16 protein-coding genes are annotated in these 22,614 nt (G+C 63.4%); 12 read left to right on the top strand and 4 right to left on the bottom strand.

The genetic code is table 11. The annotated features are described in order from the left end of the window. Positions 1-31 precede the first annotated feature (31 nt). Positions 32-448: an NINE protein gene (locus SB765_RS06355; protein WP_016489634.1), complete on the top strand. Its 417-nt coding sequence runs from the start codon at positions 32-34 to the stop codon at positions 446-448. A 65-nt stretch (positions 449-513) separates the two neighbouring features. On the opposite strand, the gene SB765_RS06350 is transcribed toward SB765_RS06355, so the two are convergent. The 3 genes from SB765_RS06350 to SB765_RS06340 all read right to left on the bottom strand — a co-directional run bounded on the left by SB765_RS06350 (position 514) and on the right by SB765_RS06340 (position 5,357). Then, positions 514-1,212 (bottom strand): SPOR domain-containing protein, encoded by a 699-nt coding sequence (locus SB765_RS06350; protein WP_341797010.1) that lies wholly within the window; start codon positions 1,210-1,212, stop codon positions 514-516. A 1-nt stretch (position 1,213) separates the two neighbouring features. Beyond that, complete coding sequence (gene argS / locus SB765_RS06345; RefSeq protein ID WP_410931091.1) at positions 1,214-2,950, bottom strand: arginine--tRNA ligase; 1,737 nt, start codon at positions 2,948-2,950, stop codon at positions 1,214-1,216. Between the two features lie 187 nt (positions 2,951-3,137). Next, positions 3,138-5,357, bottom strand: a complete 2,220-nt coding sequence (locus tag SB765_RS06340) for a primosomal protein N' (protein WP_341797008.1) — start codon at positions 5,355-5,357, stop codon at positions 3,138-3,140. 167 nt (positions 5,358-5,524) lie between these two features. On the opposite strand from SB765_RS06340, the gene rpmE reads away from it, so the two are divergent. The 3 genes from rpmE to SB765_RS06325 all read left to right on the top strand — a co-directional run bounded on the left by rpmE (position 5,525) and on the right by SB765_RS06325 (position 8,011). Beyond that, positions 5,525-5,740: a 50S ribosomal protein L31 gene (gene rpmE, locus SB765_RS06335; RefSeq protein ID WP_016489630.1), complete on the top strand. Its 216-nt coding sequence runs from the start codon at positions 5,525-5,527 to the stop codon at positions 5,738-5,740. A 2-nt stretch (positions 5,741-5,742) separates the two neighbouring features. Beyond that, complete coding sequence (locus SB765_RS06330) at positions 5,743-6,564, top strand: thermonuclease family protein (RefSeq protein ID WP_341797007.1); 822 nt, start codon at positions 5,743-5,745, stop codon at positions 6,562-6,564. A 178-nt stretch (positions 6,565-6,742) separates the two neighbouring features. After that, entirely contained in the window at positions 6,743-8,011 is a 1,269-nt protein-coding gene (locus SB765_RS06325; RefSeq protein WP_016502048.1) for a malic enzyme-like NAD(P)-binding protein, read from the top strand. Positions 8,012-8,167: 156 nt separating this feature from the next. Here the strand turns inward: SB765_RS06325 and SB765_RS06320 are convergent, their stop codons facing one another. Further along, on the bottom strand, positions 8,168-10,618 hold the full coding sequence (locus tag SB765_RS06320; protein ID WP_410931185.1) for a penicillin-binding protein 1A: 2,451 nt from the start codon (positions 10,616-10,618) through the stop codon (positions 8,168-8,170). Positions 10,619-10,811: 193 nt separating this feature from the next. On the opposite strand from SB765_RS06320, the gene pilM reads away from it, so the two are divergent. The 8 genes from pilM to gltB all read left to right on the top strand — a co-directional run bounded on the left by pilM (position 10,812) and on the right by gltB (position 22,589). Then, the gene (gene pilM / locus SB765_RS06315; protein WP_341797005.1) at positions 10,812-11,693 is read left to right on the top strand and encodes a type IV pilus biogenesis protein PilM; all 882 of its coding nucleotides are present in this window, start codon (positions 10,812-10,814) and stop codon (positions 11,691-11,693) included. Beyond that, entirely contained in the window at positions 11,690-12,226 is a 537-nt protein-coding gene (locus SB765_RS06310) for a PilN domain-containing protein (RefSeq protein ID WP_341797004.1), read from the top strand. Before pilM ends, SB765_RS06310 begins: the two co-directional genes overlap by 4 nt. A gap of 11 nt (positions 12,227-12,237) precedes the next feature. Continuing rightward, positions 12,238-13,239, top strand: coding sequence for a pilus assembly protein PilP (locus SB765_RS06305; RefSeq protein ID WP_341798934.1), 1,002 nt, complete (start codon positions 12,238-12,240; stop codon positions 13,237-13,239). Next, positions 13,163-14,431 (top strand): type IV pilus secretin PilQ, encoded by a 1,269-nt coding sequence (locus tag SB765_RS06300; protein WP_410931090.1) that lies wholly within the window; start codon positions 13,163-13,165, stop codon positions 14,429-14,431. The genes SB765_RS06305 and SB765_RS06300 overlap by 77 nt, the downstream gene beginning before the upstream one ends. Before the next feature lie 4 nt (positions 14,432-14,435). Then, a complete protein-coding gene (gene aroK, locus SB765_RS06295) occupies positions 14,436-14,954 on the top strand; it encodes a shikimate kinase AroK (protein ID WP_024717571.1) in 519 nt (172 codons plus the stop codon). Between the two features lie 97 nt (positions 14,955-15,051). Next, positions 15,052-16,149 (top strand): 3-dehydroquinate synthase, encoded by a 1,098-nt coding sequence (gene aroB, locus SB765_RS06290; RefSeq protein ID WP_234226551.1) that lies wholly within the window; start codon positions 15,052-15,054, stop codon positions 16,147-16,149. A 15-nt stretch (positions 16,150-16,164) separates the two neighbouring features. Next, entirely contained in the window at positions 16,165-17,769 is a 1,605-nt protein-coding gene (locus SB765_RS06285) for an SPOR domain-containing protein (protein ID WP_341797002.1), read from the top strand. 374 nt (positions 17,770-18,143) lie between these two features. Further along, positions 18,144-22,589, top strand: coding sequence for a glutamate synthase large subunit (gene gltB / locus SB765_RS06280; protein ID WP_341797001.1), 4,446 nt, complete (start codon positions 18,144-18,146; stop codon positions 22,587-22,589). Positions 22,590-22,614: the final 25 nt, after the last annotated feature.

The following is a 22,614-nucleotide window of genomic DNA, read 5'->3' as shown; positions in this document are numbered from 1 at the left end:
AAAATTTTCGGATAACCCACGAGGGCTACGCATGAACAGTTATCAACAGGGGGCGCCTTTTCACGACACCCACAGCAAGACCATTGGTTACCTGCTGTGGATTTTTGGCTTCACCGGGTCGCATCGTTTCTATTACGGCAAGCCGATTACCGGGACCCTCTGGTTCTTTACCTTCGGCCTGCTGGGCATCGGTTGGCTGATCGACCTGTTTCTGATCCCGTCCATGGACCGTGAAGCCGATCTGAGGTTCCAGTCTGGCCGTATCGACTACAACATCGCCTGGGTTCTGCTGACCTTCCTAGGGGTGTTTGGCCTGCACCGGCTGTATCAGGGCAAGTGGATCACCGCGATCATCTACTTCTTTACCGGCGGCTTGTTCCTGGTGGGGGTGCTGTACGATTTCTGGACGTTGAACAGCCAGGTCTCCGAGCGTAACGCCTTGCGTTGAAATGCTTCGCGGGTAATGAAAAGGCCTTGTCGCACCGAAGCGGCAAGGCCTTTTTTGTTGCTGGGTTACTGCCGCGTCTGCCGTTGTTGCAGCAGCAGGTTGCTGAACCCGGCCCCGGCCAGTTGCTTCTGCGCACCGGTCAGCTGTTCACGGTTGGTGAACGGCCCGACCAGTACGCGGTACCACGTCTCGTCCTTGACCGTACCCGACTCCACCTTCACCGACTGGCCCAGCAGGATGATCTGCGCGCGGACCTTGTCGGCATCGGCCTGCTTGCGGAACGAGCCAGCCTGCAGGAAGTACTGGGTGGTCGCAGCCGGCTTGATCACCGGCGGTGGCGGTGGCGGGGTCTGGCCCAGCAACGCCGCCTGGGCGCGGGCGGTGTCGATTTTCGCAGCTTCTGCCGGCGTCACCGGGGTCACCGGCTGGGCGGGTACCGGTGGTGTCTTCTCGGGCACGGCCTCCGGCGGCACGATCACCTCGGACTCCGGCAGCAGGGTGTAGAAGTCGTACTTCGGCTTCACCGGCTGCTGTGGGGTGGCCTGCGCAGGCTTGCTCGCTTCGGCCACTTTCTCCGGCTTCTGCTGATCGGGCTTGGCGCGCTTGATGTCATCGCCACCGGGCTCGAGCTTCATCAGGAACACGATGAACGCGCCGACGGTGAGGCCAACGGCCATCCATACCCAACCAGGGATCGGCTGTTTGGCCGGTGCCGTCTGGCGGCTGGCGCCGCGTTTTGGGGCGGGTTTTTTCTTGGCAGCCAACTTACATGCGCTCCAGGGTTTCCAGGCCGAGCAGTTCCAGACCTTGTTTGAGGGTACGGCCGGTCAGGGCGGCCAGGCGCAGGCGGCTTTGCTGTTGCTCCGGGGTGTCGGCGGCGAGGATCGGGCAGTTCTCGTAGAAGCTGGAGAACAGGCCGGCCAGGTCGTACAGGTAGCTGCACAGCACGTGCGGCGTGCCTTTGTCGGCGACGCTATTGAGGGTTTCGCCAAACTGCGCCAGGCGCGCGGCCAGGTCCTGCTCATGGGCGGCCTGCAGCACGATCTTGCCGTCGACTTCGTCAAAGCTTTTGCCCAGCTTGCGGAATACGCCGGCTACGCGGGTGTAGGCGTACAGCAGGTAAGGGGCGGTGTTGCCTTCGAAGTTGAGCATCAGCTCGAAGTTGAAGCTGTAGTCGCTGGTGCGGTGCTTGGACAGGTCGGCGTATTTCACCGCGCCAATGCCCACCACTTCGCCGATGTGTCGCAGATCTTCGTCAGCCAGGCTCGGGTTCTTCTCCTTGACCAGCGCGTAGGCACGCTCCTTGGCTTCGGTGAGCAGGTCGATCAGCTTGACGGTGCCGCCGTCGCGGGTCTTGAACGGGCGGCCGTCGGCGCCGTTCATGGTGCCGAAGCCCATGTGCTCCATCTGCATCGGGTGGCCGACAAAGCCTGCGCGGCGCGCTACTTCGAACACCTGGTTGAAGTGCAGGGCCTGGCGCTGGTCGACAAAGTACAGGGCGCGGTCAGCGTGGAGCACGTTGCTGCGGTAACGCACGGCGGCCAGGTCGGTGGTGGCGTACAGGTAGCCGCCGTCGGCTTTCTGCACGATCACCGGCAGTGGTTCGCCTTCGCTGTTCTTGAATTCCTCGAGGAACACGCACTGGGCGCCTTGGTCCTCCACCAACAGGCCCTTGGCCTTGAGGTCAGCCACCACGTTGGCCAGGTCGTCGTTGTACGCGCTTTCGCCCATCACGTCGGCCATGGTCAGCTTGACGTTGAGCAGCTCGTAGGTCTTCTGGCAGTGCGACAGCGAGATGTCCTTGAAGCGTGTCCACAAGGCCAGGCACTCGGGGTCGCCGGCCTGCAGCTTGACCACCAGGCCACGGGCGCGTGTGGCGAACTCTTCGGATTCGTCGAAGCGCTTCTTCGCCGCCCGGTAGAAGTTCTCCAGGTCCGACAGCTCGTCGCTGGTGATCGGGTTTTCCTGCAGGTAGGCCATCAGCATGCCGAACTGGGTGCCCCAGTCGCCGACGTGGTTCTGGCGAATGACGTTGTCACCCAGGAATTCCAGCACGCGTGCGACGCTGTCACCGATGATGGTCGAGCGCAGGTGGCCGACGTGCATCTCTTTGGCCAGGTTTGGCGCCGACATGTCGATGACGACTTTTTCGCTCGGGCCGGCCTTGCGCACGCCGAGGTGGTCATCGGCCAGGGCGGCGTCCAGGCGATTGGCCAGGGCGTCGGTGTTCTGGAAGAAGTTGAGGAAGCCGGGGCCGGCGATTTCCACCTTGCTGATGTCGGCGCTGGCCGGCAGGGCGTTGATCAGTTTTTCGGCCAGGTCGCGTGGCTTCATGCCTGCCTGCTTGGCCAGCATCATGGCGATGTTGCTGGCGAAGTCGCCGTGGGTCTTGTCCCGGGCGTTTTCCACCTGGATCGCCGGCGACAGCCCTTCAGGCAGCACACCGTCGGTGACGAGTTGGGTGAGGGCTTGCTGGACCAGCTGGCGAATGGTGTCTTTCATGGGGATCTCTTTTCGACCGCAAGCGCGGTGAGCGCCTGGATGCGCAGGTGGAAAAACTGGGCATTATCCGTTGCCGGGAGCGGGTTGCCAACCTTTGAGCGGCAAGCTGCAAGCCACAAGCTGCAAGAAAAAGCGGCATCGCATCCGCCATACTCTTGCTTGCGCCTTGTAGCCCGTAGCTTGCAGCTCAATAGAGGTCGACCGGGTCGACGTCCAGCGACCAACGTACCTGGCGCCCGCTGGGCATCTGCTCCAACACTAGCAACCAGGCACTGATCAGTCGATGCAAAGGCGCCCGGGTATTGGCCTGTATCAACAGTTGCGCGCGGAAGCGCCCGGCGCGGCGTTCCATGGGCGCCGGCACCGGGCCCAGCAGTTCGATGCCCGGCAGGCGCTGCTCGGCCACCAGGCGTTCGGCGGCGGCGCAGGCTTCGTCGAGGAAACCTTCGGCCTGCCCCGGCTTGTGCGCTTCGGCACGCAGCAGGGCCAGGTGGGAGTAGGGCGGCAGCCCGGCGGCGCGGCGTTCGTCCAGGGCCTGTTCGGCAAAGGCGAAGTAGCCCTGCTCGGTAAGCTGCACCAACAGCGGGTGGTCGGCCAGGTGGGTCTGGATGATGACCTTGCCTGGCTCTTCGGCCCGCCCGGCGCGCCCGGCCACCTGCACGATCAGCTGCGCCATGCGCTCACTGGCGCGAAAATCACCCGAGAACAGCCCACCATCGGCGTCGAGGATGGCCACCAGAGTCACCCGGGGGAAGTGGTGGCCCTTGGCAAGCATCTGCGTACCGACCAGGATGCTCGGCTGGCCGCGCTGTATGGTAGTGAACAGGTTGTGCATGGCGTCCTTGCGCGCCGTGCTGTCGCGGTCCACCCGCAGGATCGGGTAGTCCGGAAACAGCACCTTCAGGCGTTCTTCGGCGCGCTCGGTGCCCGCGCCGACCGGGCGCAGGTCCACGTGGTTGCACTGCGGGCACTGGTGCGGCAGGCGTTCGTCGTAGCCACAGTGGTGGCAGCGCAGCACGCCAGAACGCTGGTGCACGGTCATGCGTGCATCACAGCGCGGGCACTCGGACAGCCAGCCACAATCGTGGCACAGCAAGGTCGGGGCGAAGCCGCGGCGGTTGAGGAACACCAGCACTTGCTGGCCTGCCTCCAGGGTCTGGCGGATGGCTTGCTGCAGCGGGCCGCTGATACCGCTGTCCAGTGGCAGGCTCTTTACATCCAGGCGCAGCATGCGCGGCGGGCGGGCGCCACCGGCGCGCTGGTTCATGCGCAGCAGGCGGTAGCGACCGGTCAGGGCGTTGTGCAGGGTTTCCAGCGACGGCGTGGCAGAACCTAGCAGGATCGGGATGTTCTCCTGGTGGGCGCGCACCAGTGCCAGGTCGCGGGCGTGATAGCGCAGCCCCTCCTGCTGTTTATAGGAGCCGTCGTGCTCCTCGTCGATGATGATCAGGCCGGGGTTTTTCATCGGCGTGAACAATGCCGAGCGGGTGCCGATGATGATGTCGGCCTCGCCGTCCCGGGCAGCCAGCCAGGCGTCCAGGCGCTCGCGGTCGTTCACCGCCGAATGCAGCAGCGCGATGCGGGCGTTGAAGCGTTGCTCGAAGCGCGCCAGGGTCTGTGGGCCGAGGTTGATCTCCGGGATCAGCACCAGCGCCTGCTTCCCGGCTTCCAGGGTTTCACGAATCAGCTGCAGGTAGACCTCGGTCTTGCCGCTGCCGGTGACGCCGGCCAGCAGGAACGCGCCAAAGCCCCCAAAGCCTTCGCGCACGGCGTCAAAGGCGTCGCGCTGCTCATCGTTGAGCGGCAATTCCGGCTGCGCCAGCCAGTGTTCGTGGCGTAGCGCCGGCAAGTGCCGGCGGAGTTCAATCTGCACCAGCTCCTTGGCCAGCAGCAGGTCGAGGCTGTCCTTGTTCAGGTTGAGCTTGGCCAGCAGGCTGTGGGCCACGCCGTGCGGGTGCTGGGCCAGGGTCTTGAGGGCGTCGCGCTGGCGCGGCGCGCGGGCGATCCGGGGGTCTTCCAGGCGGGCGCCGGGGGCAATATGCCAGAAGCGCTCCTGGCGCATCTCGGCAGGTTCGCCCTGGCGCAATAGCGTCGGCAGGGCCCAGCTCAGGGTATCGCCCAGGCTGTGCTGGTAGTACTGGGCGGTCCACAGGCACAGTTTGAATAGCGATGGCGGGATCGGCGATACCGGATCGAGCAGGGCGCTGGCCGGCTTGAGCTTGTCGGCGGGCACCTCGCTCTGTGCGCACACCTCCACCAGCACGCCTATCATCTCGCGGCGGCCGAATGGCACGCGAATGCGCATGCCTGGGGTCAAGGCCTGGCGCGCCATGCTCGCGGGTGCCTTGTAGTCGAACAGGCGACGCAGCGGGGAGGGCAGGGCAAGGCGCAGGATGACGTCGGGCACGCGGAAGGTCTCGGAGGGCGTATCAAAGACTGGCGAGCCTAGCAGACGACGGTCGGTGCAAGCGACAACTTGCACTAGCGCAGCGCTCTGGTATTATTTGCCGCCTAATTACGTGCGGTATTCAACAATTGGTGTTGGATGGCGGCACGCAGCTCGAGGAAGCGACCATGAAAGAAGGTATCCACCCGAACTATGAAGTAGTTGCAGTCACCTGCAGCTGCGGCAACAAGTTCGAAAGCCGTTCGACCCTGGGCAACACCCTGTCGATCGACGTTTGCAACCTGTGCCACCCGTTCTACACCGGTAAGCAGAAAGTCCTGGACACCGGTGGTCGCGTACAGAAGTTCGCCGATCGCTTCGGCATGTTCGGTGCCAAGAAGTAATCATGCGCATGGCGAACCCCTCGGGTTTCGCATTGCTGCAAAAAAAAGCGCCCCTTGTGGGCGCTTTTTTTATGGGCGTCATCTGGCATTTCCCGGCCCTGGCGTTCTGCCCGCTGCCGGAGCAGCCACAGCAAGTGCAGGTACGCCAGGTGGTGGATGGCGATACCTTGCGCCTGGTCGATGGCCGCAGCGTGCGCCTGATCGGCATCAATACCCCGGAAGTCGGCCGCAAAGGGCGCACCAGCGAGCCCTATGCCGAGGCCGCCAGGCGACGTCTTCAAGCGTTGGTCAATGCCAGTGACGGCCGCGTCGGCCTGGTGCCGGGCGTTGAGGGAAAAGACAAATATGGCCGCACACTGGCGCATATCTATGGCCTGAATGGCGACAATATGGAAGCACGGTTGCTCAGCGAGGGTTTGGGCTACCGCGTTGCAGTTGCCCCCAATGTAAGCCTCAGCGGCTGCCTGCAGGTTGCCGAGCAAGCGGCGCGCAAGGGCGGTATCGGTGTGTGGCGACGCTCGCCCGTGGTGCCTGCAGGCAATGTCAGGCAGTCGGGTTTCGTTGTGGTCGGTGGCCGCATCAAGGGTATCGAGCGCAACCGTGGTGGGGTCTGGCTCACCCTGGACGACACTGTGGTGCTGCAGGTTCCCGCTCGTCTGCAACGCAACTTCCCCGCCAGCTTCTTCGATAACCTCAAGGGACGCCAGGTCGAAGCGCGAGGCTGGGTGCTGGACCGTTCCCGCAAGGGCGGCCTGAAGCCTGGGCAGCGACGCTGGGTGTTGCCATTGACCGATCCGAGCATGTTGGAGCGTTTTTCAGGCTAAAAGATGTAGACATTTCGCTATTGGATTGTACACACTGTTAGCCGTATGCCCCCGTGGGTTATAGCGTAAAGTCGTAGGCTAAAGGCCTTGACACAAGTGACCGACCAGTCTTGTGACTCCCCGGCTCTTTGCGTATCCTCGGCGGTCCGTCAGAACAGTAAATAGCGGAATGCCCACCATGTCAGACCTGAAAACCGCCGCTCTCGAATACCACGCTCAACCTCGTCCGGGGAAACTGAGCGTCGAACTCTCCAAGCCCACTGCCACCGCCCGTGACCTCGCCCTGGCCTACAGCCCAGGTGTTGCTGAGCCCGTGCGTGAAATCGGCCGTGATCCAGAGCTGGCTTACAAATACACCGGCAAAGGCAACCTGGTTGCGGTGATTTCCGATGGCACCGCCATCCTCGGTCTGGGTGACCTCGGCCCACTGGCTTCCAAGCCGGTCATGGAAGGCAAGGGCGTTCTGTTCAAGCGTTTCGCTGGTATTGACGTGTTCGACATCGAAGTCGAATCGGAAAGCCCGCAAGCGTTCATCGACACCGTTCGCCGTATCTCGATCACCTTCGGTGGCATCAACCTCGAAGACATCAAGGCACCTGAGTGCTTCGAAATCGAGCGCACCCTGATCGAACAGTGCGACATCCCGGTGTTCCACGATGACCAGCACGGTACCGCCATCGTTACCGCGGCCGGCATGATCAACGCCCTGGAAATCGCCGGCAAGAAGCTCGAAGACGCCAAGATCGTCTGCCTGGGTGCCGGGGCTGCTGCCATCTCCTGCATGAAGCTGCTGGTGAGCATGGGTGGCAAGGTCGAAAACATCTACATGATCGACCGCAGCGGTGTCATCCACGCTGGCCGTGACGACCTGAACCAGTACAAGGCCCAGTTCGCCCACGCTACCGACAAGCGCACCCTGGCCGACGCGCTCGACGGTGCTGACGTGTTCGTAGGCCTGTCCGGCCCGAACCTGCTGAGCCCTGAAGGCCTGAAGTCGATGGCTGCCAACCCGATCGTGTTCGCCTGCTCGAACCCGGATCCGGAAATCTCGCCTGAGCTGGCGCACGCCACTCGCAACGACGTGATCATGGCCACCGGTCGTTCCGACTACCCGAACCAGGTCAACAACGTACTGGGCTTCCCGTTCATCTTCCGTGGTGCCCTGGACGTTCGTGCCAAGCGTATCAACGAAGAAATGAAGATCGCCGCCGCCATCGCCCTGAAGGACCTGGCCAAGCTGCCAGTGCCGAAAGAAGTGTGCGAAGCCTACGGTGTCGAAGGCCTGGAGTTCGGTCGTGAGTACATCATTCCGAAGCCGCTGGACGCACGCCTGATCACCGTCGTTTCCGACGCAGTGGCCAAGGCCGCCATCGAATCCGGCGTGGCTACCCTGCCGTATCCGAAGCACTACCCGCTGACCAGCGTGGATGAAGTATTCAACGGCTGATTGCCGCTGTAGCGACACAAAAAAGCCCCGGCTCGCATGAGCCGGGGCTTTTTGTTGGGGCGTTGGAATGCGTCAGGGCTGCCAGGTGTTCGTCAGGGTACTTGTGGCGCCTATGAGATCGAGCGCCCACGCAAAACCTGAGTCAGGCGCCCTGCCTTAAAACAGATCCATCGGCGCTGCTTCATCGGCCGGCAGCGGGCTGCCCGGTGCTGTGCCATTGCCCAGTTCATCCACCGAGGGTGGCGAATCTTCGGCCTTGAACAGCTCGAAGAAGGCATTCGGCGTGCTCGGGGAGGCAGCGCGGCCGCTGATCGGGTCGACGCGCAGGCTGAGGATGCCTTCCGGCTCTGCTGGCGCGTGCGCCGGCTTGTCCTTGAGCGCCGCGCCCATGAAGCTCATCCAGATCGGCAGCGCCGCCGTGCCGCCGTACTCGCGGCGGCCGAGGGTTTCCGGCTGGTCGAAACCGACCCATACGGTGGTCACGTAATCGGCGTTGTAGCCGGAGAACCAGGCGTCCTTGGACTCGTTGGTAGTACCGGTCTTGCCCGCCAGGTCGGTGCGGCCCAAGGCCAGCGCCCGGCGGCCGGTACCGCGCTTGATCACGTCCTGCAGCATGCTGGTGAGGATGTAGGTGGTGCGCCCGTCGACGATCTGCTCAGCCACAGCCGGCGTTTGCGGTGCAGCGGCCACCTGGCTGAAGGCGGATGGCGCCTCACCTGGCATGGCAGCAGTGCTGATCGGCTGTTCGGGTGCCGCCAGGCCAGCCTGGTCCTCGGCACCTTGCGGTACGCGGGGCGGGTTGGCGGTGAACAGGGTTTCGCCGTTGCGGCTTTCGATGCGGTCGATCAGGTACGGGGTGACCTTGTAGCCGCCGTTGGCAAAGGTGCTCCAGCCTGTGGCGATTTCCATAGGGGTCAGGGTGGCGGTGCCCAGGGCCAGCGACAGGTTGCGCGGCAGGTCCTGCTTGTTGAAGCCGAACTTGGCGATGTAGTCGATGGTGCGGTCTACACCCATGGCCTGCAGCAAGCGGATCGACACCAGGTTGCGCGACTTGTACAGCGCTTCGCGCAGGCGGATCGGGCCGAGGAAGGTGTTGGTGTCGTTCTTCGGACGCCACACTTTGTCCACGGATTCGTCGACGAACACGATCGGCGCATCGTTGACCAGGGTGGATGCGGTGTAGCCGCTGTCCAGCGCAGCACTGTAGATGAACGGCTTGAAGCTCGAACCCGGCTGGCGCTTGGCCTGCATGGCGCGGTTGTAGTTGCTCTGCTCGAACGAGAAGCCGCCAACCAGCGCGCGGATGGCACCGTTGTAAGGGTCGAGGGTGACCAGGGCGCTTTGCGCACCAGGCACCTGGCTGAACTTGAGCTTGCCATCTTCCAGGCGCTGCAGGCGCACCAGGTCACCGACCTGCGCCACGTCTGCCGGCGACTGTGGTGAGCGGCCCTGGGCGTTACTGTTGATGAACGGGCGCGCCCATTTCATGGTGTCCCAGGCAACTTCGGCTTGCTGGCCGTCCCGGGTCAGTACCTGGAGGCCGGTTTTGTCGACATGGGTGACGATGGCCGGCTCCAGGCCGCCAAGGATGCGCTGCTTGCCCAGCTCCTGCAGCCAGGCTGCCTGTGTGCGGCCCGGGAAGCGTGCTTCGGGGCCACGGTAGCCGTGGCGTTCGTCGTAATCAGACAGGCCTTTGAGGATGGCCTTGTTGGCCATGTCCTGCATGTCGCTGGGCACCGTGGTGGTGACGCGGAAGCCTTCGGTGTAGGCGTCGCTGCCGTAGCGGCCGACCATTTCGGCGCGGGCCATTTCGGCGATGTAAGGCGCATTCACCTCAGGCGTCGGCACGTGGTAGCTGGCATTGAGCGGCTCGGCCAGGGCGGTCTGGTAGCTGGCCTGGTCGATCTTGCCCAGCTTGTACATGCGGCCGAGGATCCAGTCGCGGCGCTCCTTGGCACGCACCGGGTTGGCCAGCGGGTTGAAGCGTGACGGTGCCTTGGGCAGGCCGGCGATCATCGCCATCTGCGCCAGGCTCACGTCGCGGATCGATTTGCCGTAGTACACCTGCGCGGCGGCATCGATGCCGTAGGCGCGGTTGCCCAGGTAGATCTTGTTCACGTACAGCTCAAGGATCTCGTCCTTGGTCAGTTCACGCTCGATCTGCAGGGCCAGCAGGATCTCGTTGGTCTTGCGCGAGAAGCTGCGTTCGCTGGTGAGGAAGAAGTTCTTCGCCACCTGCATGGTGATGGTGCTGCCGCCGGTCTGGATGTGCCCGGTTTTCACCAGCTGGGTCGCTGCACGCATCAGGCTGCTGGGGTCGACACCGTAGTGATTGAGGAAATTGTCGTCCTCGGCTGACAGAAGCGCCTGAATGAACTGTGGCGGAATTTCCGCGAAACGGATCGGCGAGCGGCGCATTTCGCCGAATTCGGCAATCAGTTTGCCGTCGCTGCTGTACACCCTGAGGGGGATCTGCAACTGGATGCTTCTGAGGGACTCGACCGAGGGCAGGCTGGGGCTAAGATACAGAAACGCACCGCTCACACCGAGTACGAGCGCGCAAATGACTGCGACGGAAGACCACCAGAAGAACTTCAGCAGACGTATCAAGGCTTTTCGGTGTCCAGGTTGAGAGTGGGTTGCACGCAGGCCCGGCGGACCAGAAAGCGCTGGGCATTATAAGCATTTTTTCGCCTCTCCGGGTTACCGGCCAGGCTGCCCGTCGCCTCGATGGGCAGGCCGGGCCTAGTGTTGACGCGGGGTTGCGACCGACCGCTGCAGCAGGCAGCAAGGAAGCCGCATGTTAGGACGCTTTGGCAAGGATGCCAGTTCACTCGTGGGGGTGGAAATTGCCCCTGACGCTGTTCGTGTTGTGCAACTTCAGCGGCGCAATCGGCGCTGCCGGGTGCTTGCATCGGCACAAGAGCCGTTCGAATTACTGGCAGGCAAGGATTGGGTCGCGGAGCCTGCTACCGTGGTGGCAGCCCTGCGCCGTGCCTACCAGCGCAGCGGCCTCAGGCAGCGTCGGGTAGCGTTGGCGTTACCGGCCAGCCAGGTGATCTGCAAGCGGTGCCATTTGCCGATGGAGCAGGCCGGGGCAGAACTGGAGACGCAGTTGCTGGCCGATGCCGAGCGGCTGTTTCCGTTTCCGTTGGAGGACCTGGCCCTGGACTTTCAAGTCTTGGGGGCATCCCGCACGCAACCGGGGTGCGCCGAGGTGATGGTGGCCGCGTGTCGGCAAAGTGCGTTGGCGTCTCTTGATGCCATCGTCGAAGAGGCCGGGTTGCAACTGGAGGCTATCGAGGTCGACAACATTGCCTTGTGCCGCATGTTGCCTCAGGGCTGCCTCGAAGGTTCGGCACTGCTGCGGGTCGAAGCGCACAGCGCAGTGCTTTATGACTGGCAGCCCGGCCGGCCTTACCAGCGTCGTGAGCTTCAGGTGCAGGGGCTGAACAACATGGGGCAGTTGTCGGAGCAACTGCACGCGCTGCTTGCCGATGAGCATTTGCCTGGTGGCCTGTGGATTACCAGCAGCTCATCGGTGGACCCAACCTGGTTGCAAAACCTTGGCCACCAGCTGACTACGCCGTGCAGGCCTTTACCTGGCCTGAAGGGGCTGGAACACGTTGACGGCACGATGCTCCTGGCGTGCGCCCTGGCGCTTGGAGGGTTGCGCCCATGATGCGGCTTAACCTGATGCCCTGGCGTGAGCGGCAGCGCGAGGCGGCGCTTCGGCGCTTTCGCACCCAGCTGATGGCCGGCGCACTGCTGGCGCTGTGCGCCGTGACGCTGGTCGACCAGTTGGCCCGTCAGCGCGGGCAGCAACAGGCGGTGGCCAATGCCCAACACCATGCCGCCCTTGAGGTGCTGGTCGAGCAACTGCAGCCGCTGGCCGATGTGCGTGCACAGCATGACGCGCTCATCTCACGCTCGGCAGCGCTAGAGGGCTTGCGTGCCCAGCAGGGTGTTCTGGGCGATGTATTCGCTGACCTCGAAAGGGCGCTACCGGTTGGGGTCCAGCTACTCGACCTCAGCTTGGAAAACGGCCATCTGCAGATGACCGGGCTGGCTACGTCCGGCGCCGTGGTTGCGCAGTTCATGCGCGATCTGGATCGGTCGGGTGTTCTGCTCGATCTGGCGCTCAAGCGCGTCAGGAGCATGCCGGGTGGCGATGAATTTCTGCTCGTTGCGCGCGTTTCGGCGTTCTGGTCGTGAATGCAGCACCGATCCTTGCCTGGCTGGCGGTAGCCGAGCGTTCCAGAAGCATCAGGCGTATCGCGCCAGTGCTGGTCGCTGTGCTGGTGTTCGGCCTGGGTTGTGCGTTTCGCCTGCCGGCAGGTTTACAGCAGCAGGCGCAGGAGGCGGCCAGGCACGCCACATTGAACGAGCAGCAGGCAGCCAGTGCGGCGCAGCTGGTCGAGCTGGAGCGATTGCAGGCGTCTCTGGTTTTTGCCGAGCGGCGGTTGCTGGAGGCCCACTGGCACCTGGCCGCAGGGGAGGGCATGAGCGATCTGCTTGAGCGCCTGGCGGCTTCGGGGCATGTGCACGGGTTGCTGGTCGAGCGGTTCGACGTACAAGAAGCCGAGCAACAGGCAGGCTATTGGAAAGTACCGCTGGAAATACAAGTGGTGGGGCGTTACGTGGACTTGCGTCAGTGGCTGGGCGACTGGCTGGGCCAGGCACGCCTGCTGCGCAGCGGTGACATGAGCCTGGCCGCAGTCGAGGGTCAGCCCGGCCTATTGCGTCTGCAACTGCGGGTCGATGCCTTCCAGGCCACCGCGCCCGTACCGGCACCTGACGTGCTTGCGCATATGCCGGCCATGGCCGCGACGCCAGTGCCTGCGGTCGACCCCTTCGCGCCAGGGGCGACGCGAACGGCTGGCTCCGGGCTGGCCAGCGTGCCGCTGGCGCAACTGGAAATGGTCGGCAGCCTGTCGCGAGGTGCGGCGCATGAGGCTCTGTTGATGGCGGCTGGCAGGCTCTATCGCGTGCGGGCAGGTGAGCGCTTGGGGCGTAACCACGGTGTGGTGGCGCGGATTGATCAAGGCCAGGTCGAAGTGCACGAACGGCTATTCATGGCAGGGGTGTGGCACGAGCGCACAGCGTTCATCACCCTTGCAAACCGCGTGGGCAAGGAGGCCTCGAACCAGAATGAAGAGAGTGATGAAATGGATGTTGGCAGCCCTGCTGCCGATCCCGCTGGTGTCGGCGACGCCTTACCAGGGTGAACCCCTGTCGTTGAACTTCCAGGATGTGGAGGTGCGTTCGGTGCTGCAGGTGCTGGCCGATTATGCGGGCGTCAACCTGGTTGCCAGCGATGACGTGCAGGGCAGCGTGACCTTGAGGTTGCAGGACGTGCCCTGGGACCAGGCGCTTGACCTGGTGCTTCGCAGCAAGGGCCTTGCCCGGCAGCAAGAGGGCAATGTGCTGCTGGTGGCGCCTGCGGCAGCTTTTGCCCCGCAGCCGTTTGATGCTCATGTCGGCCTGTTGCCGGATGCACCATTGCAGCCGTTACGCCGTGAATTGATACCGATCCAGCATGCCAACGCCGCCGAACTGGTCGAGCTGTTGATGACCAGTCTGGCGGATGACAGCACACTCGCCGTTCGTGGCAGCCTGGGTGTCGATGAGCGCACCAATACCTTGGTGGCGCACCAGCCCGCCGAACGCCTGGCCGAGTTGCGACAACTGGTCGCGCAGCTGGATGTGCCGGTGCGCCAGGTGGCGATCGAGGCACGTATCGTCGAGGCCAATGTCGACTACGAGAAAAGCCTGGGGGTGCGCTGGGGCGGGCCGCTGTACGGTGAAAACCTGCGGCCGGGCAAGGAGCTGTTCATCGACCTCGGCGTGGAGCGGGCGGGCAGCAGTGTCGGCCTGGGCCTGCTGCGCGGCGGCGTGCTGCTCGACCTGGAACTCAGCGCCATGGAAAAAAGCGGTAACGGCGAAATCATCTCGCAGCCCAAGGTGGTCACGGCCGACAAGGAAACGGCCAGGATCCTCAAAGGCACCGAAGTGCCCTACCAGGAAACCAGCCAGAGCGGCGCCACCTCGGTCGCCTTTCGCGAAGCCTCGCTGTCGCTGGAGGTGACCCCGCAGATTACCCCGGACAACAAGGTGATCATGGCGGTCCGGGTGACCAAGGACGAGCCGGATTACGTCAATGCCTTGAACAACGTACCGCCGATCCGCAAGAACGAGGTCAATGCCAAGGTTCGCGTGGCGGACGGCGAAACGATCGTGATCGGTGGCGTGTACTCGACTTCGCAAAACAATGTGGTCGACAAGGTGCCATTTTTAGGCGATCTGCCGTATGTTGGGCGGCTGTTTCGACGCGATGCATTACAAGAGAAAAAATCCGAGCTGCTGGTCTTCCTGACTCCGCGTATCATGAGTGACCAGGCGATTGCTGTGAGTCGTTGATTCTGTGCGAAATTTGATACTTGTGGGGCCCATGGGCGCTGGTAAAAGCACCATCGGACGCCTATTGGCCAAAGAGCTGCGCCTGCTGTTCAAGGATTCCGACAAGGAAATCGAACTGCGATGCGGCGCCAACATCCCGTGGATTTTCGACAAGGAAGGCGAGCCAGGTTTCCGTGAGCGCGAGCAGGCGATGATCGCCGAACTGTGCGCACTTGACGGCGTGGTCCTGGCCACCGGCGGTGGCGCGGTAATGCGCGAAGCCAACCGCCAGGCATTGCGCCGGGGCGGCCGGGTGATCTACCTGCATGCCTCGGTGGAACAGCAGGTTGGCCGTACCGCGCGTGATCGCAATCGCCCGCTGCTGCGCACCGCCAACCCCGAGGCGACCCTGCGCGCCCTGCTGGAAGCCCGCGACCCGCTCTACCGCGAGATCGCCGACGTGGTGGTGGAAACCGACGAGCGGCCGCCGCGCATGGTGGTGATCGATATTCTCGAACGCTTGCAGCAGTTGCCGCCCCGTTAACCCGGGACTATTCTCGGCCACCAGCGCCGAGGCGAGGTTCAACGATAGCGCGTGGGTTGCCCGAATGGCGCCGCGCCCAAGTACATTGTGGGGATACATGCAGACACTTAAGGTCGACCTGGGCGAGCGCAGCTACCCGATCTACATTGGCGAAGGCCTGCTGGACCAGCCCGAGCTGCTGGCGCCGCACATTGCCGGCCGGCAGGTCGCCATCGTTTCCAACGAGACCGTCGCGCCCCTGTATCTCGAACGCCTGAGCAAGACCCTGGGTGCCTACTCGGTGCTGCCGGTGGTATTGCCCGATGGCGAAGCCCACAAGAACTGGGAAACGCTGCAGCTGATCTTCGACGGCCTGCTGACAGCCCGCCATGATCGTCGCACTACTGTGGTTGCCCTGGGCGGCGGCGTGATCGGTGACATGGCCGGCTTCGCTGCCGCCTGCTACCAGCGCGGTGTCGACTTCATCCAGGTGCCGACTACCCTGCTTTCCCAGGTCGACTCGTCGGTGGGCGGCAAGACCGGTATCAACCACCCGCTGGGCAAGAACATGGTCGGTGCCTTCTATCAGCCCAATGCGGTGCTGATCGATACCACCAGCCTGAAGACCCTGCCGGCGCGCGAACTGTCTGCTGGCCTGGCCGAAGTGATCAAGTACGGCCTGATTTGCGACAAGCCGTTTCTCGGCTGGCTTGAAGACAACATGCAGGCCTTGCGCACCCTCGATTCGGCTGCATTGACCGAAGCCATCCGCCGCTCCTGCGCGGCCAAGGCCGCAGTGGTCGGTGCCGACGAGCGCGAGTCCGGGGTACGGGCCACCCTGAACCTGGGGCATACCTTCGGGCATGCCATCGAGACCCACATGGGCTACGGCGTGTGGCTGCACGGCGAAGCCGTGTCGGCGGGCACGGTGATGGCCCTGGAAATGTCCATGCGCCTTGGCTGGATCGACCAGGCCGAGCGCGATCGCGGAATCCGCCTGTTGCAGGACGCAGGTTTGCCGGTGGTGCCACCACAGGAAATGACCCCGGCGCATTTCATGGAGCACATGGCGGTCGACAAGAAAGTGATCGACGGCCGCTTGCGTCTGGTGCTGTTGCGCCAGATGGGCGAGGCCGTTGTGACCGACGACTATCCGAAAGAGATTCTTCAGGCCACGCTGTCGGCGGATTACCGCGCGATCGTGGCCCAGCTTTGAGGTTGTGACAGCGCAATGACCAGTTTGCATGCCGATGAGGCCTTTCTCGACCATTACCAGTTGAGCCACGATCCGTTCGCGCCCCGTGTGCCCGGCTTCAAGTTCTTCCCGGCCCAGCGCAAGCCCGTGCTTGGCCAACTGCACCACCTGGCGCGCTACAGCCAGCTGATGCTGGTGGTCAGCGGCCCGCTGGGCAGCGGCAAGTCGCTGCTGCGCCAGGCCCTGGTGGCCAGCACCAACAAGCAGGCTGTGCAGAGTGTGGTGGTGTCTGCCCGCAGTGCCAGCGATGCTTCCAGCATGCTTGCCCAGGTCGCGCAGGACCTGGGTGTGGCCCAGCCCGAAGTGCAGGCGATCCTGTCCAAGGTGGTGCAGCTGGCACTGACCGGGCAGGAAGTGTATTTGCTGGTGGACGATGCGGAACAACTCGACGAGTCGGCACTCCAAGCGTTGCTGGAGTTGGCGGCGGGGGTACCGGAAGGGCGCCCGCACGTGTTCCTGTTCGGTGAGCCTTCACTGATTGCCGGGCTGGACGAGCTCAATGTCGAGGAAGAACGCTTCCACATCATCGAGCTTGCCCCCTACAGTGAAGAAGAAACCCGCGAGTACCTGGAGCAGCGCCTGGAAGGGGCTGGCCGGGGCATCGAGGTGTTCAGCCGTGAACAGATCGTCGATATCCATGAACACTCCGACGGCTGGCCTGGCAACATCAACCAGGTCGCCCGTGACACTTTGATCGAAGCCATGATCGCCAGCCGTTCGACGGTCAAGCGACCATCCATGGGGTTCAAGATGCCTAAAAAACATGTGCTCGCGCTGTCCGCTGTGGTCGTGGTCGCTGTTGCGGCCGCAGTGTTGATGCCCAAGAAAGGCGACAAGCCACCCGCTGAGGCGCCAGCCGCCCAGGCCCAGTTGCCGCTTGGCGACGGCAAGCAGGGTGCCAATATCGAGTTCTCCGGCTCTTCCCAGCCGATGCCGTTGCCACTGGTTGGCCAGTCCCAGCCTGTAATGCGCGAACCGCTGGCCCAGGCCGCGGGCATGGGTGAGGGTGAAGAAGGCAGCCCGGCGGGTGACACTGCCCTGCAGCCTGGCAACCCGCCGCCAACCGTGACCACCATTGCGCCGCCGCAAGGCGTGCCCGCTGGCCCGGCACCTGTGCCTGCACAGCCTGTGGCTACTGCGCCGGTACAGCCGGTTGCGCCTGCGCCCAAGCCTGTTGCAACCCAGCCTGCGAAGCCGGTTGCACCTGCCAAGCCTGCACCCGCGCCTACCCAGGTCGCCGTGGCCAAGCCGGCCGCCAAGCCTGCCGAAAAACCTGCCGCCAGTGGCAGCGGCAACAGCGGCTGGTACTCCGCGCAGAAACCGGGCAATTACGTGGTGCAGATCCTGGGCACCAGCTCCGAGGCCTCGGCCCAGGCGTTCGTCAAGAGCCAGGGTGGCGACTATCGCTACTTCAAGAAAAACCTGCAGGGCAAGCCGCTGTACGTAGTCACCTATGGCAGCTTCGCCAACCGCGATGCAGCGGTTGCGGCAATCAAGAACTTGCCAGAGAAGGTCCAGGCTGGTAAACCTTGGCCACGTACCGTCGGCAGCGTCCAACAAGAGCTGGCCACGGCCCGCTGATACCTTCCGGGCGGCATCACCCCGCCGCCCAGTTGCTGAGCGATTACTGACTTTCGAATAGCCTGCTGCGTTTGAACGCGGCAGGCTTTTCTGTCCCAGACTGCCGGCCACAAGCCCCTAGTTGCAGTCATGGCTGAAACGCTTCAGACTCGAGCCAAGCCGTTATCACGGCGCATGGCGCAAAAACATTCAAAATTGCGACATAAATTTTCAATGGTGAGACATGAAAATTTGTGGGCATCGCTGTCGCTGTGCAACAATGGTTTTCCATGACCACCGCAAAAAAGCTGGCGTTTGATCGGCGTGGATGGTAAGTGGTTGTTAAAAAAAGAGATTTGCCTCCGTTGAGAGGTGAACCTGGTGAGAATGTGTCTATGAAAACAGGTCTGTACCATCCCGAAGAATTCAAGGACAACTGTGGTTTTGGCCTGATCGCCCATATGACGGGCGTACCGAGCCACCACCTTCTGCAAACCGCCATGCAGGCGCTGACTTGCATGACTCACCGCGGCGGTATCAACGCCGACGGCAAGACCGGCGACGGTTGCGGTCTGCTCATGCAGAAGCCCGATCAATTCCTGCGAGCCGTGGCCCAGCAACACTTCGCCGTCGAACTGCCCAAGCAGTACGCCGTCGGCATGGTGTTCTTCAACCAGGACCCGGTCAAAGCCGAAGCTGCCCGCGCCAACATGGACCGCGAAATCCTCGCCGCTGGCCTGAAACTGGTCGGCTGGCGCAAGGTACCGATCGACACCAGCGTACTCGGCCGCCTGGCCCTGGAGCGCCTGCCGCAGATCGAGCAGGTGTTCATCGGCGGTGAAGGCCTGAGCGACCAGGAATTTGCTATCAAGCTGTTCAGTGCCCGTCGCCGTTCGTCGGTGGCTAACGCCCACGACAGCGACCACTACATCTGCAGCTTCTCGCACAAGACCATCATCTACAAAGGCCTGATGATGCCGCGCGATCTCGCGGCGTTTTATCCAGACCTGGGTGACGAGCGTCTGCAAACCGCGATCTGCGTGTTCCACCAGCGCTTCTCCACCAACACCCTGCCGAAATGGCCGCTGGCTCAGCCATTCCGCTTCCTCGCCCACAACGGCGAGATCAACACCATCACCGGCAACCGCAACTGGGCCATGGCCCGTCGCACCAAGTTCGCCAATGACCAGATCCCCGACCTCGAGGAGCTCGGCCCGCTGGTCAACCGCGTCGGTTCCGACTCGTCGAGCATGGACAACATGCTGGAGCTGATGGTGACCGGTGGCATCGACCTGTTCCGCGGCGTGCGCATGCTGGTGCCGCCAGCCTGGCAGAACGTCGAGACCATGGACGCCGACCTGCGCGCCTTCTACGAATACAACTCCATGCACATGGAGCCGTGGGATGGCCCGGCCGGTATCGTCATGACCGAAGGCCGCCACGCGGTGTGCCTGCTCGACCGTAACGGCCTGCGCCCGGCGCGCTGGGTGACTACCACCAATGGCTACATCACCATCGCCTCGGAAATCGGCGTATGGGGTTACCAGCCTGAGGAAGTGCTGGCCAAGGGCCGTGTCGGCCCGGGTCAGATCCTCGCCGTGGACACTGAAACCGGCCAGATCCTCGACACCGACGCCATCGACAACCGCCTGAAGTCGCGCCACCCTTACAAGCGCTGGCTGCGTCAGCACGCTACCCGCATTCAGGCGACGCTGACCGACGACCAGGGCGCGGCCAGCTACGACGCTGACCAGCTCAAGCAATACATGAAGATGTTCCAGGTCACCTTCGAAGAGCGTGACCAGGTGCTGCGCCCGCTGGGTGAGCAGGGCCAGGAAGCCGTTGGCTCGATGGGTGACGACACGCCGATGGCCGTGCTGTCGCAGCGTGTGCGTTCGCCTTTCGACTTCTTCCGCCAGCAGTTCGCCCAAGTGACCAACCCACCGATCGACCCGCTGCGCGAAGCCATCGTGATGTCGCTGGAGATCTGCCTGGGCGCCGAGCGCAACATCTTCCAGGAGTCCCCGGAGCACGCTTCGCGGGTCATCCTCAGCTCGCCGGTCATCTCGCCCGCCAAGTGGCGTTCGCTGATGAACCTGGAGCGCGAAGGTTTTGACCGTCAGCTGATCGACCTCAACTATGAGCAGAGCGTCGGCCTGGAAGCGGCCATTCGCAACATTGCCGACCAGGCTGAAGAAGCCGTGCGCGCTGGCAAGACCCAGCTGGTGCTGAGCGACCGCTACATCGCCCCGGGCAAGCTGCCGGTGCACGCTTCGCTGGCCGTTGGCGCGGTACACCACCGCCTGACCGAACAGGGCCTGCGTTGCGACAGCAACATCCTGGTAGAAACCGCTACTGCCCGCGACCCGCACCACTTCGCCGTGCTGCTGGGCTTCGGTGCCTCGGCCGTTTACCCGTACCTGGCGTATGAAGTACTGGCTGACCTGATTCGTACCGGCGAAGTGCTGGGCGACCTGGACGAAGTGTTCAAGTACTACCGCAAGGGCATCTCCAAGGGCCTGCTGAAGATCCTGTCGAAGATGGGTATCTCCACCATCGCCTCTTACCGCGGTGCGCAACTGTTCGAAGCCATCGGCCTGGCCGAGGAAGTGGTCGGCCTGAGCTTCAAGGGCGTGTCCAGCCGCATCAAGGGCGCGCGCTTCGTAGACCTGGAAAGCGACCAGAAGCTGCTGGCGGCCGAAGCCTGGAGCGCGCGCAAGCCGATCCAGCAAGGTGGCCTGCTGAAGTTCGTCCACGGTGGCGAGTACCACGCCTACAACCCGGACGTGGTCAACACCCTGCAAGCCGCCGTGCAGCAGGGCGACTACTCCAAGTTCAAGGAATACACTACGCTGGTCGACCAGCGCCCGGTGTCGATGATCCGTGACCTGCTCAAGGTGAAAGTGGCCGACCAGCCACTGGCGCTGGAGCAGATCGAGCCGCTGGAGGCCATCCTCAAGCGCTTCGACTCCGCTGGTATCTCGCTGGGCGCACTGTCGCCAGAGGCTCACGAAGCGCTGGCCGAGGCCATGAACCGCCTGGGCGCGCGTTCCAACTCCGGTGAAGGCGGTGAAGACCCGTCGCGCTACGGCACCATCAAGAGCTCCAAGATCAAGCAGGTGGCCACTGGCCGCTTTGGTGTGACCCCGGAATACCTGGTCAACGCCGAAGTGCTGCAGATCAAGGTTGCCCAGGGCGCCAAGCCGGGTGAAGGCGGCCAGCTGCCGGGCGGCAAGGTCAACGGCCTGATCGCCAAGCTGCGTTATGCGGTACCGGGCGTGACCCTGATCTCGCCGCCGCCGCACCACGATATCTACTCGATCGAAGACCTGGCGCAGCTGATCTACGACCTCAAGCAGGTCAACCCGCAGGCGCTGGTATCGGTCAAGCTGGTGGCGGAAGCCGGCGTCGGCACCATTGCCGCTGGCGTTGCCAAGGCCTATGCCGACCTGATCACCATCTCCGGTTATGACGGTGGTACCGGTGCTTCGCCGCTGACCTCGATCAAGTACGCCGGCGCCCCGTGGGAACTGGGCCTGGCCGAAACCCACCAGACCCTGCGCGGCAACGACCTGCGCGGCAAGGTACGGGTACAGACCGACGGCGGCCTGAAAACCGGCCTGGACGTGATCAAGGCGGCCATCCTCGGCGCCGAAAGCTTCGGCTTCGGTACCGCGCCAATGATCGCCCTGGGCTGCAAGTACCTGCGCATCTGCCACCTGAACAACTGCGCCACCGGCGTGGCCACCCAGAACGACAAGCTGCGCAAGGACCACTACATCGGCACCGTCGACATGGTGATCAACTTCTTCACCTTCGTCGCTGAAGAAACCCGTGAGTGGCTGGCCAAGCTGGGCGTACGCAGCCTGGGCGAGCTGATCGGCCGTACCGACCTGCTCGAAATGCTGCCAGGCGATACCGAGCGCCAGCAGTACCTGGACCTGTCGCCGCTGCTGGGCAGTTCGCACATTCCGGCAGACAAGCCGCAATTCTGTGAAGTCGACAAGAACCCACCGTTCGACAAGGGCGAGCTGGCCGAGAAGATGGTGGAAATGGCCCTGCCGGCGATCCGCGATCAGGCCGGTGGCGAGTTCAGCCTCGACATCTGCAACTGCGACCGCTCCATCGGCGCCCGTATCTCTGGCGAAATCGCCAAGCTGTACGGCAACCAGGGCATGGCCGCCAACCCGATCACCTTCCGCTTCAAGGGTACTGCGGGCCAGAGCTTCGGCGTGTGGAACGCCGGTGGCTTGAACCTGCACCTGCAAGGCGATGCCAACGACTACGTTGGCAAGGGCATGACCGGTGGCAAGGTCACCATTGTGCCGCCAGCCGGCAGCCCGTTCGAAACCCAGCACAGCGCCATCGTCGGCAATACCTGCCTGTACGGTGCCACTGGCGGCAAGCTGTTTGCCGCGGGCACTGCGGGCGAGCGCTTCGCTGTGCGTAACTCCGGCGCCCACGCTGTTGTCGAGGGCACTGGCGATCACTGCTGTGAGTACATGACCGGCGGCTTTGTCTGCGTCCTCGGCAAGACCGGTTACAACTTCGGTTCTGGCATGACTGGCGGCTTCGCCTACGTGCTCGACATGGACAATAGCTTCGTCGACAAGCTCAACCACGAGCTGGTGGAAATCCAGCGTATCAGTGGTGAAGCGATGGAGGCCTACCGCAGCCACCTGGCGCGCGTCCTTGGCGAGTATGTGGAAGAAACCGGCAGCGAGTGGGGGCGTGAGCTCTCGGAGAACCTGGACGACTACGTGCGGCGCTTCTGGCTGGTGAAGCCGAAGGCAGCCAACCTGAAGCAACTGTTGTCCAGCACCCGTGCCAACCCGCAGTAAAAACAGCTGCAAGTGGCAAGCCTCA

The sequence above is a fragment of the Pseudomonas sp. SIMBA_067 genome (assembly GCF_046534675.1).
Lineage (GTDB): Bacteria > Pseudomonadota > Gammaproteobacteria > Pseudomonadales > Pseudomonadaceae > Aquipseudomonas > Aquipseudomonas putida.
This window is presented reverse-complemented; position numbering and strand designations above follow the sequence as displayed.

What these genes read in the sequence shown, in the direction of transcription:
- aroB (WP_234226551.1), top strand. Translation starts at nt 15,052, where the DNA reads ATGCAGACACTTAAGGTCGACCTGGGCGAGCGCAGCTACCCGATCTAC.
- SB765_RS06310 (WP_341797004.1), top strand. Translation starts at nt 11,690, where the DNA reads ATGATGCGGCTTAACCTGATGCCCTGGCGTGAGCGGCAGCGCGAGGCG.
- SB765_RS06355 (WP_016489634.1), top strand. Translation starts at nt 32, where the DNA reads ATGAACAGTTATCAACAGGGGGCGCCTTTTCACGACACCCACAGCAAG.
- argS (WP_410931091.1), bottom strand. Translation starts at nt 2,950, where the DNA reads ATGAAAGACACCATTCGCCAGCTGGTCCAGCAAGCCCTCACCCAACTC.
- SB765_RS06285 (WP_341797002.1), top strand. Translation starts at nt 16,165, where the DNA reads ATGACCAGTTTGCATGCCGATGAGGCCTTTCTCGACCATTACCAGTTG.
- SB765_RS06300 (WP_410931090.1), top strand. Translation starts at nt 13,163, where the DNA reads ATGAAGAGAGTGATGAAATGGATGTTGGCAGCCCTGCTGCCGATCCCG.
- pilM (WP_341797005.1), top strand. Translation starts at nt 10,812, where the DNA reads ATGTTAGGACGCTTTGGCAAGGATGCCAGTTCACTCGTGGGGGTGGAA.
- gltB (WP_341797001.1), top strand. Translation starts at nt 18,144, where the DNA reads ATGAAAACAGGTCTGTACCATCCCGAAGAATTCAAGGACAACTGTGGT.
- SB765_RS06330 (WP_341797007.1), top strand. Translation starts at nt 5,743, where the DNA reads ATGCGCATGGCGAACCCCTCGGGTTTCGCATTGCTGCAAAAAAAAGCG.
- rpmE (WP_016489630.1), top strand. Translation starts at nt 5,525, where the DNA reads ATGAAAGAAGGTATCCACCCGAACTATGAAGTAGTTGCAGTCACCTGC.
- SB765_RS06325 (WP_016502048.1), top strand. Translation starts at nt 6,743, where the DNA reads ATGTCAGACCTGAAAACCGCCGCTCTCGAATACCACGCTCAACCTCGT.